The sequence below is a fragment of the Flectobacillus longus genome (assembly GCF_030056705.1).
Lineage (GTDB): Bacteria > Bacteroidota > Bacteroidia > Cytophagales > Spirosomataceae > Flectobacillus > Flectobacillus longus.
This window is the reverse complement of record NZ_JASHIC010000004.1, coordinates 87,681-104,417: the sequence shown is the minus strand read 5'-3', so window position 1 is coordinate 104,417 and position 16,737 is coordinate 87,681. Positions and strand designations below refer to the sequence as shown.

Genomic DNA, 16,737 nt, shown 5'->3' with positions numbered 1-16,737 from the left:
GCCGAGTCATATCTAGCATGGTAGTATCAAAAAAGCGGTCGGAAAATATTTTCCGACCGCTTTTTTGATGAAAAATTGGAGACTAACCCTAATACTAAAATTGGAAATGCCTCATGTCTAAATTTTATAAGTTTTCAATTTCCTCTAAAGAAAGCCCTGTTAATCGTTGAATACTAGAAGTATCAAGTCCCATCATCTTAGCTTGTCGAGCAATATTTCGTTGCACTTCTTTTTTTCCTTCTAATTTTCCTTCTAGTTTCCCTTCTTGTTTTCCTTGTAGTCTACCTTCCTGCCTGCCTTCTTCTCTACCTTCTTCTCTGCCTGCTTGTTTGCCTACCATCATACCCTCTAGGAGTCCTTCTTCTCGGGCAGTTTCCACGGCATAGTCGTATGTGGCTTTGTTATCTCTGAATACTTTGAGACTGTATTCGTACCTTTCCCAATCCTCCCTATCCATTTTGGCTAGTTCGGCTATCTGAAAAGCATGGGTAAACACTTCGTCTTTGAACAACTCTGGAATGTTCTGAAAGTCTTCCAGGTTTTTGATAAAATACAACCACTTATCTAGTCTGGTAGCCAATTCATGTTCTTCTTTTTTGAAATTAGGCATTTCAAGATAAATGTAGGTTAGCTTATCATAAAATACCTTTCCATGCTGATTTTTGAGATTGATAGTATGCACAACCTCTGATTTTTCAGGTTCAGATTCGTAATCATCGAAGGTAAAATCTAGTACTCCAATGCAGTACACAGCTTTGAGATTGTAATTCCAGATACCTTTTTCGGCTTGTTCCCGAATCGGAAAAGTCGAGTAGTAAATAGTCCTTTCTCTGAAATAATTCTGTTTGGCTTTTTGTAATTCTACGATAAACTTTTCACCATTTTGATTTTCGCAATAGATGTCATAGATGGCCTTACGATCGTATGGCGTAAAGCCTAATTGTTCATTGTTTTTGAAGGTGAGTTCTACGATTTGGTCTCTTTCGGGCAAAAGGGAGTTTAGGAAGTCAATAAGTTGTGGCTTACTGGCTTCTTCACCAAAGATTTTCTTGAACCCGAAGTCCGTAAATGGATTAAGATATTTTGCTTTCATGCTTATAAAGGAGTAGTTCTAAAATCCAAAGTTAGGCAATTTTTACGACTTACTTCTATACTGTCTAAATGTTTGATTTATAGTTTCTTGTAAAAGGAAAAGTTGACTATTTTCTATTTATAGGTAAATAATAAAAAGTAGATTAAAGTAAAAGCCAGCCTGAAAATGTCAAGCTGGCTTTTGCTATCGAAATGTATTGCTGTTATTTTTTTCCAACATATCTCTCAAAAAACTCGTAGATACGCAACATGCGGTCTATGCGCTGGCGAATATTTCCACTTCTTGATAACTCATGAGTGCCACCTGGCATACGCACATATTCTACTTCTTTACCCATGATTTTCATAGATTTGAACATCATTTCGCTTTGAATTACCCCTGTTCTTAAATCATTTTCACCATGTTTGATCAACAATGGCGTTTTGATTTTGTCGATGTAAGTATATGGGGATTCTCTTTCTAAAATTGGTTTGATCTTCTCTTCCCATGGATATCCTCCAAAGTAGTTTGGTACCAATCTCCAAGCATTTCCTTCACCCATAAAGGTTGTGAGGTCGTAGACGCCACGTTGTGCAAAGGCAGCTTTAAAACGATGGTCGTGTCCTACAATCCATGCAGTAAGGTAACCTGCATAAGAACCTCCTGTCAGTACTTGCTTCGAGGTATCAACCCATGCTTCTTTGGCAGCATCCGAAGCTGCTGCGAGTACATCTTCTGCGGGTCCTGTACCCCAATCTTGATAGTTGGCAAATTGAAAATCTTTTCCATATCCACCCGAACCTCTAGGGTTGGCATATACAACGCCATAACCTTGCGAGCAAAAATATTGGAACTCATGCCACATCGAACTTTCGCCAGGTCCCCACATCGCAGTTGGCCCTCCGTGCATATTGAGTAGGAGAGGATATTTTTTACCATTTTCCATATTGGCAGGCTTCATAATCCAATATTCTACGATTAAGCCTTTTGAGTTTTTATAAGTGCGTTTTTCTGGAAAACTAACGGCTTTTGTACTAAGCCATTCATCATTCAATGAAGTGATTTTTACTGGATTTTTTACCAATAAGTCCGTAACGTATAGCTCTGATGGATTTTTAACTTCAGTTTTAGCAAAGGCAATTTTATCTTTAGCAATATCGAATGCCGTAATACCTGTATTAAAATCTGTTAGTTTTTCAATTTTTTTGCTCGCAATATCTAATTTATAAATTGGAGTTCCACCATTTGAAGGAGCTGTCAGATATAAAGCTTTTGAATCATCTGTCCATTCCAAATTTCCTGATGCTCTATCAAATACGATAGGCGTAATATTACTTCCATCGGCATTTGCAATTAATAGCTGATTGAAGCCTAACCAACTCACTTCCGATTGAGTAAAGGCAATCAATTTACCATCTGGTGATGGAGTAGGATTGCTGTAACTAACCCCTTTTTTGGCAACAATATATTTCAAATCACTACCATCTGCATTCATGCTTACGATAGCAGAATTTTGTTCTCTGTCTGGGTGCAAAGTCGTATCTCTACCGCAAGAAGCAAAGATTTTTTTGCCATCTGCCGACCATGATGCTCCGTTGTACGACCAGTAGCCATGCGTAATTTGTTTGGCTTTTGCTCCTTCTTTTACCTCTATAACAAAAAGTAGATTGAACCGTATTTCTGGATCGGTATTGGCCTCTCCTTGGAAATTTAAACGGCTGAAAACTTTAGCTTTTTTATCTTCAACATCTTTGTCTAAATAAGCTCTAATTTCTGCTAATGAGCCATCTGGATTTGGTTTTACTTTTTTGTCAGCTTTAAGAAAGGTATTGTCCTTGAAGCCAGCTTTTTCAAATGACCAAGAAGGTAATGCTTTTGAAGGATTCAATAAGGTATCTCTCAACATTTCGTTTACTGTTGTACCTACAGAGAAAAGGATTTTAGTTCCATCTGGAGACCATGATGGATTGGAAGCACCTTGTTTGAGGTCGGTCAACTGAAAAGCCTCACCGCCATCCAATGGCATAATAAAGATTTGGGATTTACCTTTTACACCACGAGCAAAAGCAATCTGCTTTCCATCGGGCGACCAAATAGCACTGCCTACGCTTTCTAAACCACGAGTAAGCTGTTTGTTAGTCTGAAGATCTGACACCCAAATATGCGAACGATAATCAAACTCAAGTTTGTTTTCTTCGCTAGGTTCATTGGAACGAACAGAATAGATAACTTTTTTGCCATCGGGAGATAAATTGACTGAACCAACTGATTTGATTTTGTTCATGTCTGTAACCAAAACTTTGTCTTTGCCATTTTGCGCAAACAAGCTATTGGATACCACTAGCAGGATAATGGATAAGCGTTTTATCATGTTAATGAAGTAAGATTTGTGAAAAGTAAATTGTGCTTTAACAAATCTAATAAAAAAGCTAGTCTCTCGGAAGAAACTAGCTTTTTTATCGCTCTAACACGGATAGTCAACTCTAAACAACTAACCTTAGTTGTTAGAACTTCTAGTTTCTACTCTAACACGCCCATCAGCATCTTTTACTACTTGCAAATAGGAATGTTTGGATGAGTTATCTTTTGACACTTCCTTCGGTTTTTCAACTGGCTTGTTCTCGGATGCAACAACCTGAGTAGGAGCGTCAGATTTTTTCAATTCTTTTGCATTAGCACTTGCTTTTCCAATCGATTCATTTTTCGTGTTTCTAACACGAATACGACCTTCCTCATCTGTGTACACATTCAGGTAATCATGACCAGAAGTGTTGGTGGGATTGGATGAAGCATTGACAACAGCTGTACTTACTTCTAGAGGTTGCTGTTTGGGAGGAGCAATAAGAGCCGTTTCGGTAGTACCAGAAGAGTCTAGTTTGTAGTTGCCGTTGCCATCTTTGACAACTCTAATGTATTTATGAGTAGCATTGGCCGACTGATTGCTTGTAATAACATTAGGTGCGGCTACGGTACTAACAGGAGCTTTGTAGGCAGTGTCTAATACCATTCTGCCATCTTTCATCTCAAATTTGATGGGTAAGTGTTGTCGGAACTCTTTGTTAAAATCCCCCCTCTCACCAGGCTCAAAACTTGGTAAGATATAAGCAGGATTGTCCATAGAAAGGATTTTCATTTGGATTTCGGCTTCGCCATTTGCAAGAAGTTCTAGTTCTTTAGCAGCGGCAAAAGAAAGGTCTAACACACGGCTGTAAGCAAAAGGACCTCGGTCGTTTACTTTTACAATCACCTTTTTGTTATTGATGGTGTTGGTTACCTCTAAGATGGTATTGAAAGGAAGATTGCGATGGGCGCAAGTGTATTCGTCTCGGCTGTAGTACTCTCCACTAGAAGTCATTCGTCCGTGGAATTTGTCGGCATAATAGGACGCTCGTCCGTAATATTTTTCGCCAACTTGTGCTTTTGTTAAAAACTGTTGCCAGAAGAAAACGCAAAAAAGTACTATATGCTTGATAATCCTCATAGAATTAGGTTTTAAATTTATTTAGTAAAAGAGGCTAAAAATTGGCTTTTTAACGACCAAAAACCCTTAAACCAAAGATAAATGAAGTACCACTTTGGGTAGGAAATCTGTACATGAATAGTATGCTCTATGTCTGGAGAACATCCTACAAAGGTAGTGAAAAAAAATATATATCTGACTATCAAAAAATTAGCTTTTGGATTTTTTTTTATTTCAGAAGAAACTTTCGAGAAATAACGCAAAAAGCAAATTTTTATTGGATACGCTTTCTAAGTTTGATTCCTTGGTTTGGAAGTTATAAGACAAGTTTTGTGAAAAGAATAACGTATATAGCGGTTCTTAGAAAAGTGAAAAATGATTTTTCTCAATCCTTTTAAAGTAGATAGAACTTCTGAAAATTAAGAAGTTAAATACACATAAACTAGCAGCCTTATTAAGCAAGGAAAGTAAAGGTAAAGAGCTATTCGAGTCTTGGATTTTTTAGTAATTTATTCCTAATAAAGTAGGAATAATGGAGGATTGTACCTCTTTCAATATCTTCTAAAAAGTTGTTGGTAGGACAAAAAAAAGAGACTCCTCTTTCGAGGAATCTCTACAAGTTAAATAGTCTGGTAAGAAATTATCTTTGTTCCATTGCTACATACTCACGTGGAGTAGCGCCAACATATACTTGACGTGGACGACCGATAGGTTCTTTATTAGCCTTCATTTCTTTCCATTGTGCGATCCAACCTGGAAGACGACCAATAGCAAACATTACAGTAAACATATCAGTAGGGATACCTAATGCACGGTAAATAATTCCTGAGTAGAAGTCAACGTTTGGATATAATTTGCGAGCTACAAAGTATTCATCACTCAATGCAGCAGCTTCTAATTCAGAAGCGATTTTCAACACTGGATCGTTAATACCCAAAGCTGCTAATACATCGTCTGCTGCTTTTTTGATGATTCTTGCACGAGGGTCAAAGTTTTTGTAAACACGGTGTCCAAAGCCCATTAAGCGGAAACCAGAATTTTTATCTTTGGCCATTGCGATATACTTAGCAGTATCACCACCATCAGCTTTGATTGCTTCCAACATTTCAATTACTTCTTGGTTTGCACCACCATGTAATGGACCAGAAAGAGCATTGATACCTGCTGAGATAGAAGCATATAAACTTGCATGAGAAGAACCAACCAAACGAACTGTCGAAGTAGAGCAGTTTTGCTCGTGGTCTGCATGAAGAATCAATAATTTATTTAAAGCCGCCGAAACTACTGGATCAACTTGGTAAGGAGCTACTGGCAAAGCAAACATCATATTCAAGAAGTTTGAGCAGTAATCCAATGAGTTGTTAGGGTAGTTTACAGGATGACCTTGAGATTTTTTGTATGACCAAGTTGCCATTGATGGCATTTTTGCCATTAAACGAATAATATTTAACTCGTCAGATCCAGATTTATCGCCTGTATAGAAAGCAGACATAGCACAAACCATCGCCGATAAAACGCCCATAGGGTGAGCATTTACTGGGAAGCCTTCAAAAATCTTACGCATATCTTCGTTCACGATAGTATGCATTTTGATTGCGTTTTCGAATGCTGCGTATTGTTCTGCAGTAGGCAACTCACCGTAGATCAACAAGTAAGCTACTTCTAAGAATGAAGCTTTTTCAGCTAACTCTTCGATTGAATATCCTCTGTAACGGAGAATTCCTAACTCACCATCGAGGAATGTAATCGCACTTTTCGTAGCACCTGTGTTTTTGTAACCCGAGTCAATTGTAATATAACCTGTCTCATCACGGAGCTTGGCAATATCAATTGCTTTTTCATCTTCAGTTCCAGTAATAACAGGTAACTGAATGCGTTTGTCACCTAATGATAGTTCTGCAAAATCTGACATAACCTATATATTATTTGGCTTAACCTTTTGAAATTTTGTTTTTATTTTGACGAAGCGAATTTACTGAAAATTGCCTTTTGCAAGGCAATCATTGTCGGATTCTTTGGTAAATTTAGATACATATAGAAATTGTACAATTCTATGGCTGTTCATAATATTTCCCTCAAGAATGTTTCTGCAAGATAATCACGAAATTTGAAACCTTCATTACCTTTGTTGAAACTTGTTTAATAAATAATTTTAACCATAAAAATTCTTTAAATAATTAAATAAATCAATCTGATACAATAAATATATTAGAATTTTATTAGACCATTTTGATTGGTTTTATTATAGTTTTTGTTCAAAATACCATACTCATTACTCAAAATTATGCTTAAATCATATAAAAATACCGTAACCGAGCGATTTTTACGCTATGTTCAGATTGATACTCAATCAGATCCAGATTCATCGGCACAGCCTTCTACCGAAAAGCAAAAAGATTTGAGTCGTGTATTGGTCGACGAACTTTTTGCAATGGGTATCTCAGACGCCGAGCTAGACGAGTACGGTTATGTATGTGCCACAATACCAGCTACTTCTGAGAAAATAGTACCTGTGATATGCTTCTGTTCGCACGTAGACACATCTCCAGATTGTTCAGGGAAAGAGGTAAAACCAATTATTCATAATAACTATCAAGGACAGGATTTGGTTTTGCCAGATGATCATTCTCAGGTAATTCGTTGTGCCGAACACCCTGATTTGCCTGCTCAAATCGGTAACGATATAATTACCGCAAGTGGCAAAACTTTATTGGGTGCCGACAACAAAGCAGGTGTTGCCGAAATTATGGATGCTGCCTATTACTTAATGACTCATCCTGAGATTAAACATGGGAAGGTTAGAATCTTGTTTACGCCAGATGAAGAAATCGGTAGAGGAACAACTAAGGTAGATCTTGAAAAACTAGGTGCTGATTTTGGATATACAATCGATGGCGAAACATTAGGTTCGTTGGAAGATGAAACATTCTCGGCTGATGGTGTTGTAATTAAAATTACAGGTGTGAGTCAACATCCTGGTTTTGCCAAGGGTAAAATGGAAAGTGCCTTAAAAATTGCCGCCGAAATTGTGGCAAATCTGCCCAAAGAGACTCTTTCTCCAGAGACTACCGAGGGTAAAGAAGGCTTTATTCATCCTGTTGGCATTTCAGGTGCGGTAGAAGAGGCATCTGTTAGTTTTATCATTCGTGATTTTACAGAGGAAAAACTCCATGAGCATGAGACGTTTTTGAAAAGCATAATGGAAAAAGTGTTGGAAAACTATCCCAATTCGAAGGCGATTTTTGAGGTGCATGAGCAATATCGCAATATGAAAGAGATTCTGGATCAATATCCTCATGTAACGGCTTATGCGCTAGAAGCTATTGAGCGTGCAGGTATTCCTGCCAAGCAAATGAGTATCCGTGGTGGTACAGATGGTTCTAGACTTTCATTTATGGGCTTGCCATGCCCAAATATATTTGCAGGCGAACACGCTTTTCACGGGAAGCACGAATGGGTGTCAGTTCAGGATATGGAAAAAGCAGTGGAGACCATTGTGAATTTATGTTGTATTTGGGAGGAAAAAGCGTAAATATCGGAGTTCTAACCCTGATACAAAACAGGGTTAGAATTCTATAGTATTATTTTCGTAAAGCGTTACATTAAATTCATCTTCAAACTCTTTTGCGTCATTTTGTCTATTAGAGTTTTGTCGTGGGTAGATTTTTTTTGCTCTTAAACTTACTTGCGCTTCAACCTGAAAACCCGTAAAATTGACTTTTTTCTGGAAAAGTTGAATTGTTGATTTTAGCTGTTTAATAGCATCTTTTCTTTCTTTTGACCTTTGCCCCAAGGTAGATTTTTTACTTTCAACAAAGCAAAAACGGGTATCATCAAATACCGCAAAGTCGCATCTTGCGGGATGTTCTTTTAAATCAAGAAATAAACCTTTGTCAATTGCTAAGAAATTGACTTCTTTGTGGTTAGGGTTAAAAATTTTGAATGGCTGGTCTTCTATTAATACGTCGAATTCTGTAATTACATACGACTTCCCTCTCGGTTTTTGAGGGTTTATGTCTTCAAGGTACTCGTCTACCCAAAAAGTATGATTAGTGTAGATTTCCATACATATCCCTGTGAAACAAGGAAATACGGCATTGATTTTATCTCTCACGGTTACGCATTTTATAAATTTGCATGATTGAGTCAAAGTCATCTCCAAGGCTATCAGAGATTTCATCTAATTCATTTTCACTAATCAAGCCTGTTTTTTCATTAAAGATGGATTTTACGCCACCCTTATTCCCTTCATTATCTTCACCCACATAGTAAGCTGAAAAGTCTTTTGGATTAATCCACTGTGATTTTGGAATGATGCTTGCTAACTCCTCTTCTTTATCGGGTATAGCTTGTGCTGTCTGGTAGGCAAACAACAAGTTATTGATTGTACTTAGTACGTAAGGACTATGTGTTGTAATGACTAAGCGATTATTGTCTCCACATTTTTCAATTAAGAATTGAATTAAATTTTTCTGAGTTATTGGGAATAAATTCAATTCAGGTTCTTCCACAATAAATAGATTATCGCCTTCCTTTGAAAAATGTTCTATGGTTACGTGGAGTGGAATTGAAGATTGATGCCCGCTAGCACTTGCTGAAAGAGGTACAGAGTCTTGTTCGTTGTAATAAATAAGATTTCGACCATTCTCATATTTATATGCAATGTTGAGATATTTAATGGGTAGATTAGAAACATGAGTTCTAGCTATCTCAAAATAGTTACCAAACTCAATGGTACTTTTTTGAAGAGCAATATTTGCTGTGAGTAGACCAAGTATTGAGTCTGATATGGATGAAATAAAAATCCTATCAGTTGGAAGATACTTTGTTTGATGTGTTAGAGTAGTAATATTTTTTAGTAGGCTTGGTAATACAACTGAAGTTAAAATAGTATTCTTATTTGTTGTGCCTCGTTGTACTCGTTCGTTATATCTAACCCATTCATTTTTTAAGGATTCAAAAGATGAGAAATACGGTGTAACTGAAGTTTCCAGAAGCTCAGCTTCGTTAGCTACTTGAAGCGAAAAATCATTATCCTTGAATTTTGCCTGAAAATTATTTGAACTGTACTCGAAAGAACTAGATGATTTTAAAAAATACTGAATTTGAAATCGAGAAAAATAATCTTCTATCTTTTTCCCGATGTAAGCATCTACTAAGAAATTGGGGTTATTGAAAATAGCCAACAATTTTGCTAAAGTAGATTTTCCACTACCTTGTGGCCCGATAAAAACGGTTATTTTTTTTATATCTAAAGTTGCTGAACTAATAGGTCCAAAATCTTTAACTATCAGTTTTTCTCCCATAATATTTTACATCATTTTTACAAAATAACTATCTTTTCCTTCATCTTAAAAGAGAAGCGAGTCTTTTTTGGTATTTTTGAATAATCAATAAAATCTCATTCTGAAGTGTGCTTGACCGATTGGAAGGCTACAGACTAAAATAATGAAAAAATTATTCCTACTCGACGCAATGGCATTGATTTATCGTGCTCACTTTGCGTTTCAAAAAACACCTCGTATTAGTTCAAAAGGACTAAATACTAGTGCTGTTTTTGGTTTTGCTAATACCTTACTTGAAATTTTAGCCAAAGAAAAACCTACCCATTTGGGTGTAGCCTTTGATACGCCAACGCCTACGTTTCGCCATGTGCAGTTTGAGGCATATAAGGCACAACGTCAAGAGCAACCTGAAGATATTACTGTTGCAATCCCTTATGTAAAGCGCTTGTTAGAAGCCATGAACATTCCTATTTTATTGATGGAAGGCTATGAGGCTGATGACGTCATTGGTACATTGGTCAAGAAGGCTGTTCGTGAACATGAGGATATGGAAATTTATATGATGACTCCCGACAAAGACTACGGTCAGTTGGTAGAGGAGCGCATCAAAATGTACAAACCTGCCTTTATGGGTAAGGGTGTCGAAATTCTAGGGCCACAAGAGGTTTGTGACAAATGGGGAATCGAAAGTGTATCTCAGGTCATCGATATATTAGGTTTGATGGGTGATGCTGTAGATAATATCCCTGGCATTCCTGGTATTGGTGAAAAAACAGCGCAAAAGCTTATTGCCGAGTTTGGAAGTGTAGAAAACTTGATTGCCAATGCAGATAAATTAAAAGGCAAGCAGAAGGAAAATGTGGTCAATTTTGCGCAACAAGGCTTATTGTCAAAAGAGTTAGCCACGATTCTGTGTGAAGTACCTATCGAGTTTCATGAGGAGTCACTGAGGCTTTCAGAAGTAAATAAAGAAGCTCTTTCTCCACTTTTGGATGAATTAGAGTTTAGAACTTTACGCAAACGCTTGTTAGGCGAGGAATCTGAATCTGTAGCGAAAGAAGAAACTATTTCTGCAAAAGCTTCTAAAGCTGCTGCCGCAGGTCAGATGGATTTATTTGGAGGGTTGGTTTCCGAAAAACCTCTTGCTGTCACCGAAACAACGCTTGAATCTAAACAAAATATCTTCTCTACCATTCACCAATATCATGCGGTAGATACCCCAGAGCTTCGTCAAAATTTAGTACACTTCTTGAGTTTACAAGAGGCTATTTGTTTTGATACAGAAACAACAAGCGTCGATGCCGTCGAGGCAGAATTGGTGGGATTGGCGTTTGCCTATCGTAAAGGGGAAGCATTTTATGTGCCTGTACCAGCCGATCAAGCACAGGCGCAAGCGATTGTCGATGAATTTCGTCCTGTTTTGGAAAATGAAAACATCGAAAAAATTGCCCAAAATATCAAATATGACTTGATGGTTTTGCAAAGATATGGTTTGACTGTAAAAGGTAAATTGTACGATACCATGTTAGCGCATTATCTAATCGAGCCAGAAAAACGTCACAACATGGATATTTTGGCGGAAGATTATTTGAACTACACCCCTGTTTCGATTGAGGAATTGATTGGGAAAAAAGGAGCGAAGCAGGGCAATATGCGTGATGTAGAACTGGAAAAAATCAAAGAATATGCAGCAGAAGATGCCGATATTACTTTGCAACTCAAGTATAGACTACATCCGATTTTGGCTGAAAATTCAGGAGCGGTCAAATTGTTTGAAGAGGTAGAAATGCCTTTAACACAAGTTTTGGCTGATATCGAAATGGAAGGCGTGCGCATCGATACCGAGTTTTTGGGCAATATGTCCAAGGAACTAGAAACTGATATGCGCATTGTGCAAGACAGAGTTTTCGAATTGGCAGGGGTAGAATTTAATATTGGTTCACCGAAACAATTAGGAGAAATTCTTTTCGAAAAACTCAAGCTTGACCCTAAGGCTAAAAAGACCAAAACAGGTCAATATATGACAGGGGAGGAGATTTTGTCTAAACTAGAATCTGAACATGAGATTGCGAAAAAAATTCTGGATTTTAGAGAGTTACAAAAACTAAAGTCCACTTATGTCGATGCTTTACCACAGCTAGTTTCTCCAAGTACTGGTCGTATTCATACGTCATTTAATCAGGCCGTGGCGGTTACGGGTCGTTTATCAAGTACTAATCCAAACTTGCAGAATATTCCAATTCGTACGCCTCGTGGTCGTGAGATTCGAAAAGCATTTATTCCTAGAAATGAAGAGTTTTTGATTTTATCTGCCGATTATTCTCAGATAGAGTTACGCATTATGGCTGCTTTTGCACAAGATGAATCTATGATTGAAGCCTTTAATCAAGGCAGAGATATTCACGCAACAACAGCGGCTAAGGTATTTAATGTAAGCTTGGATGAGGTAACTTCAGATATGCGTCGAAAGGCAAAAACTGTCAACTTTGGTATTATCTATGGTGTATCTGCATTTGGTTTATCACAACAAATTGCGATTTCGAGAACTGAAGCTAAAGAAATTATTGATAGTTACTGGAGAGAGTTTCCTGCCATAAAACAATACATGGACTCAGCTGTAATCAAGGCTAGGGATACAGGTTATTGTGAGACGATTCTTGGACGTAGAAGATATTTGAGAGATATCAATGCTCAGAATATGGTCGAAAGAGGTTTCGCAGAACGAAACGCCATCAATGCGCCAATCCAAGGATCGGCAGCAGATATGATTAAGGTGGCAATGATTAAGGTCAATGATTTTATCAAGAAAGAAAAACTTCGTTCTCGTATGATTTTGACAGTGCATGACGAATTAGTATTCGATGCTCATCGCGATGAGTTAGATTTACTAAAAGAGCGAGTAAATGACTTGATGATTCATGCCATAGATTTTCCTGTAAAAATGGAAACAGGCATGGGCGTTGGTCAAAACTGGCTAGAGGCGCATTAATGAATATGTTTTCCAACTAAATAAAACAGGTGCTGGTGCTGGATTCCTATCCAGCACCTACTTTTTCTTAGGATTCTAATCCTAAAACCATAAAATAGTTTTACAACAAAATTAAAAAGTTCTATGTCCAGAAAATACAAGTTTATAGACCAATCGAGTCTATATTTTATCAGCACTGCAACAGTTTATTGGGTAGATGTATTTACAAGAGAGGAGTATAATAATATCCTCATAGAAAACCTATCTTTCTGTGTTAAGGAAAAAGACCTTGATATTTATGCCTATTGCTTGATGACCAATCATTTTCATGCCATCATCGGAACGAGAGGAAGACCGATGGATAAAATTTTACGTGAACTAAAACAGTTTACCGCAAAACGTATTATAGCCGCGATTGAAACCAATCCGTTTGAATCAAGAAAAAAATGGATGTTAAGGCTTTTTGAGTGGTCTGGTAGACGAACAGCAGGGAATGAGAAATACCAGTTTTGGCAACATGATAATCATCCAATATGGCTAAATTCTTATGATGTGATAATGCAGAAATTGGACTATATTCATCAAAATCCTGTGAAAGCTGGTTTGGTAGATAAGCCCGAAGATTGGCGATATAGCTCGGCAAAGAACTATTATACCAAAGAGCAAACAGCATTAGAGGTAATTTTATTAGAGTAATGAAGGATTGGAATCCTTTGAAAGATTGGGTGCTGGATAGGAATCCAGCACCAGCGTAGGTAGATAAGCCCGAAGATTGGCGATATAGTTTGGCAAAGAATTATTATACTAAAGAGCAAACAGCGTTAGAGGTAATTTTATTGGAGTAATAAAGGATTGGAATCCTTAGAAAGATTGGGTGCTTGATATGAATCCAGCACCAGCGTATAATCCAGTACCAGTACATGAAATGCCAGTTTTGTAATAATCTTATCTTCAAACATTTTCCTCTCTTCTTTTTAATATCTTCGTAAGAACATATTAAGGATTTCTTTCCATTAAAACACATGAAAAAATTGCTACTCTATGCTCTACTGAGCATACTCTCTTGCTATGAGATATATTCTCAAACGACGACAAGTCCGTCACAAGCACCAGCAGAAGATTCTTTGAAGTTAGGACTCAAATGGAAAAATGCTCCTATATATGTTCGAAGTATGCCTTTTGCTATCTATACTGGCGCTGGTAAGTTGTCTGATCGTGTGGCTCAGAATATAGAAATAGGAAAGTCTTTTAATATCGTAGATTTAGGAATTGCTTACGGAAGAAACTCTTTGCGCCCAGATACTACTTCTTTTTTGGAAGCAAGAGTAACAATGGATGTTTGTAATATGGGAATATTTGCCAATGAAATGACAATAGGAGCGGGAAAACTCTTTGATTCCCAAGGAAGTTTGATGTTAGAACTGACCTATAGCATTTTTGCACAAATATCTTCCAAATGGGGAATTGGCTTGGTAACAGGATATTATGATTTTAGTAATGAATATTATGACTCATCGAAATCTTTTTATGGATTTTTGATAAGATATGGACTGCAACGGACAGACAGCGGCGGACTTTTTGGCTTAGGAAGAGGGCATGGACGCCCTGGAAGACCAGGCAGAAGCCATGGACATGGAAGATAAAAAGAGGTGCTAGTGACTTTCACTAGCACCTCTTTTCTTACAAACCGTATTTATCTAACAAATAAACTAATGAAGCCATAGAAGCTGCACCGAGTTCTAATTCACGTTGATTTACGGTATCAAATTTGTCATTCGAAGCATGATGATATTCAAAATAACGTTGAGAATCTGGTTTGAAGCCAATCAACACTGTTCCTTGTGGACCCAATGGACCGATGTCGACACCGCCGCCACCACGCTCGATTTCGTGTAAACCGTATGGAGCAAACAACGATTTATATCCTTGGATTTTTTCAAAAACAGAGGCAGCAGCACCCTGAATACCAAATCCTTTTGGGGTAAAACCACCACTATCTGATTCTAAAGCGAAGATATGTTTTTCGTTATTCTGCTTCGCTAACTCTGCATATTTGATACCACCACGGTTACCATTTTCTTCATTCATGAAAAGAACAATACGGATTGTGCGCTTAGGTCTGATACCTAGTTCTTTGAACAATCGTAGCACTTCCATCGACTGAGCAATACCTGTACCATCGTCATGTGCGCCTTGAGCAACATCCCAAGAATCCAAGTGACCACCCACTACAATATATTCATCTGGTTTTTCCGAACCTTTAATTTCAGCCACTACATTGTGTGAAGGAGCGTCATCTAAGGTCTCACAGTTTTGTTTGAAGAAGAACTGCGTTTTAGGATTTTCTTTAAGTGTTTTACTTAAAAGTTCTGCGGCATTGGTTGAAATAGCTCCAGCAGGAATCAAAGGAACACCTGTGGCATATTGCATCGAGCCTGTGTGAGGATAATCGTTGAGCGTATTACTCAATGAACGTATAATCACACCGATAGCGCCTACTTTACTGGCCTCGTTCGCACCGCTACGACGTTGGTCGCCTGCACCACCATAAGCTTCAAACGTGTTGATTTTAGTCGGATCCATCGGACGGTTGAAGAAAATGATTTTTCCTTCACACTTTTCTTTTCCTAGGGCACGTAATTCTTGGAAGTTTTGAACCTCGATTACTTCTGCTTGAATACCTTTTTTAGGAGTTGCAATTGAGCCACCTAATGCTAATAAAGGGACAGTGATTTTTTGTTTGCCAACAACAATATAGGCTTCTTCTTTTGCGCCACGTTCCCAGTGAGGAACCATCACATCTTGTAGGAATACTCGGTCAGCACCAGCTTGCTCAAGTACATTTTTTCCCCATTGTACAGCTTTAGCAGCATTGGCTGAACCTGCCAAACGACCACCGATTTGGGTAGTTAGTTGACGAAGCCATTCATAAGACTGTCCGTGCGAAAGAGTAGCATCATATAATTTTTTAACGACCACCGAGTCGGCAGTTTGCGCTTGACTGAGCGTTGCCGACAGCAATAGTGTTGTGATGAAGGAGTATTTTTTTTTCATGAATAAAGGTAATGTTTGCGTGTAAGACGAAGCCAAACACTTGTGAATTAAATGAAAATTATGGTTTGTTGAATTGGCTTAATTCAGCCATTGTATAGGTTATCAGACCTAATTTAGCACTTTCTGATAAAATATACGTTAAAAATTCGACTTCAAATCCATATTCCTGTCCTGTTTTTGCAGATTGAAACAAAGGTTTATGTCCAAAAAGCATAACAGCACTTTGAGTATTTCTAGCCTTTATTAGCACTTTTGTTATCTCTTTTTCTGATAATTCATTACCAATATCAATCATTAAGGCACTAACGCTTTTTGATTGATTTGGTCTAAAATAGATTTCGTTAATTTCATTAATATTTCGCTCAAATACCCAATTCCCTAGCTTTCTTTTCTTGAGAGAAACATCTCTTAATAGGTCAAAGTATTGATAAAGCTTTTGATCAAGCCACCAAAATTGAGAACCACCAGGATGTGCAAAAGTATGGGGAATATACCCATGTGATTGCATTGTTTTGAGAGCTTGATGTATTTCTATGTCAAGGTACTCTTGTATTGAATTTCGCCATACAAAAGGAATTGATTGTGTATGGATTGCACCATGACAACCAATCTCATGCCCATCTTGGGCTAATATCCTCAACATATTCCATTCTTCTGTGCTAAGGCTGTCAGGTTGAGTGAGATAGAACGTTACATGAGCATTATATTTCTTAAATAAGGGACGAAGTTGGTACCATTCTTTGATATATCGGTCATCAAAGGAAAGTGCGATTCCTGCTTTAGGCATATTTTCTAGAAATATATAGCCTCTAAAAACATATAAACTGCTTAGTATTAGCGCCACTAATATTGCAATTATCCCTCTTTTTTGTCTTATAAATATCATTTATTGAAAGGT

At 37.6% G+C, this 16,737-nt stretch carries 12 protein-coding genes; 4 read left to right on the top strand and 8 right to left on the bottom strand.

Annotation, left to right across the window (positions count from 1 at the left end; translation table 11 throughout):
* Positions 1 to 124 precede the first annotated feature (124 nt).
* From QM491_RS03325 to QM491_RS03310, 4 genes are all read right to left on the bottom strand, one after another.
* The gene (locus QM491_RS03325; RefSeq protein ID WP_283325821.1) at positions 125 to 1,093 is read right to left on the bottom strand and encodes an Rpn family recombination-promoting nuclease/putative transposase; all 969 of its coding nucleotides are present in this window, start codon (positions 1,091 to 1,093) and stop codon (positions 125 to 127) included.
* A 202-nt stretch (positions 1,094 to 1,295) separates the two neighbouring features.
* On the bottom strand, positions 1,296 to 3,443 hold the full coding sequence (locus tag QM491_RS03320; protein WP_283325820.1) for a S9 family peptidase: 2,148 nt from the start codon (positions 3,441 to 3,443) through the stop codon (positions 1,296 to 1,298).
* Between the two features lie 126 nt (positions 3,444 to 3,569).
* Complete coding sequence (locus QM491_RS03315; RefSeq protein WP_283325819.1) at positions 3,570 to 4,553, bottom strand: septal ring lytic transglycosylase RlpA family protein; 984 nt, start codon at positions 4,551 to 4,553, stop codon at positions 3,570 to 3,572.
* A 619-nt stretch (positions 4,554 to 5,172) separates the two neighbouring features.
* The gene (locus tag QM491_RS03310) at positions 5,173 to 6,444 is read right to left on the bottom strand and encodes a citrate synthase (RefSeq protein WP_283325818.1); all 1,272 of its coding nucleotides are present in this window, start codon (positions 6,442 to 6,444) and stop codon (positions 5,173 to 5,175) included.
* 372 nt (positions 6,445 to 6,816) lie between these two features.
* On the opposite strand from QM491_RS03310, the gene pepT reads away from it, so the two are divergent.
* Entirely contained in the window at positions 6,817 to 8,064 is a 1,248-nt protein-coding gene (gene pepT / locus QM491_RS03305; RefSeq protein WP_283325817.1) for a peptidase T, read from the top strand.
* Positions 8,065 to 8,097: 33 nt separating this feature from the next.
* Here pepT and QM491_RS03300 read toward each other — a convergent pair whose 3' ends face one another.
* Both QM491_RS03300 and QM491_RS03295 read right to left on the bottom strand, forming a co-directional pair.
* On the bottom strand, positions 8,098 to 8,598 hold the full coding sequence (locus QM491_RS03300) for a hypothetical protein (protein ID WP_283325816.1): 501 nt from the start codon (positions 8,596 to 8,598) through the stop codon (positions 8,098 to 8,100).
* A gap of 37 nt (positions 8,599 to 8,635) precedes the next feature.
* Positions 8,636 to 9,838 (bottom strand): AAA family ATPase, encoded by a 1,203-nt coding sequence (locus QM491_RS03295; RefSeq protein WP_283325815.1) that lies wholly within the window; start codon positions 9,836 to 9,838, stop codon positions 8,636 to 8,638.
* Between the two features lie 142 nt (positions 9,839 to 9,980).
* On the opposite strand from QM491_RS03295, the gene polA reads away from it, so the two are divergent.
* The 3 genes from polA (at position 9,981) to QM491_RS03280 (ending at position 14,428) form a co-directional block, all read left to right on the top strand.
* Entirely contained in the window at positions 9,981 to 12,806 is a 2,826-nt protein-coding gene (gene polA / locus QM491_RS03290) for a DNA polymerase I (RefSeq protein ID WP_283325814.1), read from the top strand.
* Between the two features lie 123 nt (positions 12,807 to 12,929).
* Positions 12,930 to 13,481, top strand: a complete 552-nt coding sequence (locus tag QM491_RS03285; protein WP_283325813.1) for an REP-associated tyrosine transposase — start codon at positions 12,930 to 12,932, stop codon at positions 13,479 to 13,481.
* A gap of 326 nt (positions 13,482 to 13,807) precedes the next feature.
* Positions 13,808 to 14,428, top strand: a complete 621-nt coding sequence (locus tag QM491_RS03280; RefSeq protein WP_283325812.1) for a hypothetical protein — start codon at positions 13,808 to 13,810, stop codon at positions 14,426 to 14,428.
* Between the two features lie 37 nt (positions 14,429 to 14,465).
* Here QM491_RS03280 and QM491_RS03275 read toward each other — a convergent pair whose 3' ends face one another.
* A complete protein-coding gene (locus QM491_RS03275) occupies positions 14,466 to 15,839 on the bottom strand; it encodes a M20/M25/M40 family metallo-hydrolase (protein ID WP_283325811.1) in 1,374 nt (457 codons plus the stop codon).
* A gap of 58 nt (positions 15,840 to 15,897) precedes the next feature.
* Positions 15,898 to 16,725: a polysaccharide deacetylase family protein gene (locus tag QM491_RS03270; RefSeq protein ID WP_283325810.1), complete on the bottom strand. Its 828-nt coding sequence runs from the start codon at positions 16,723 to 16,725 to the stop codon at positions 15,898 to 15,900.
* Positions 16,726 to 16,737 lie beyond the last annotated feature (12 nt).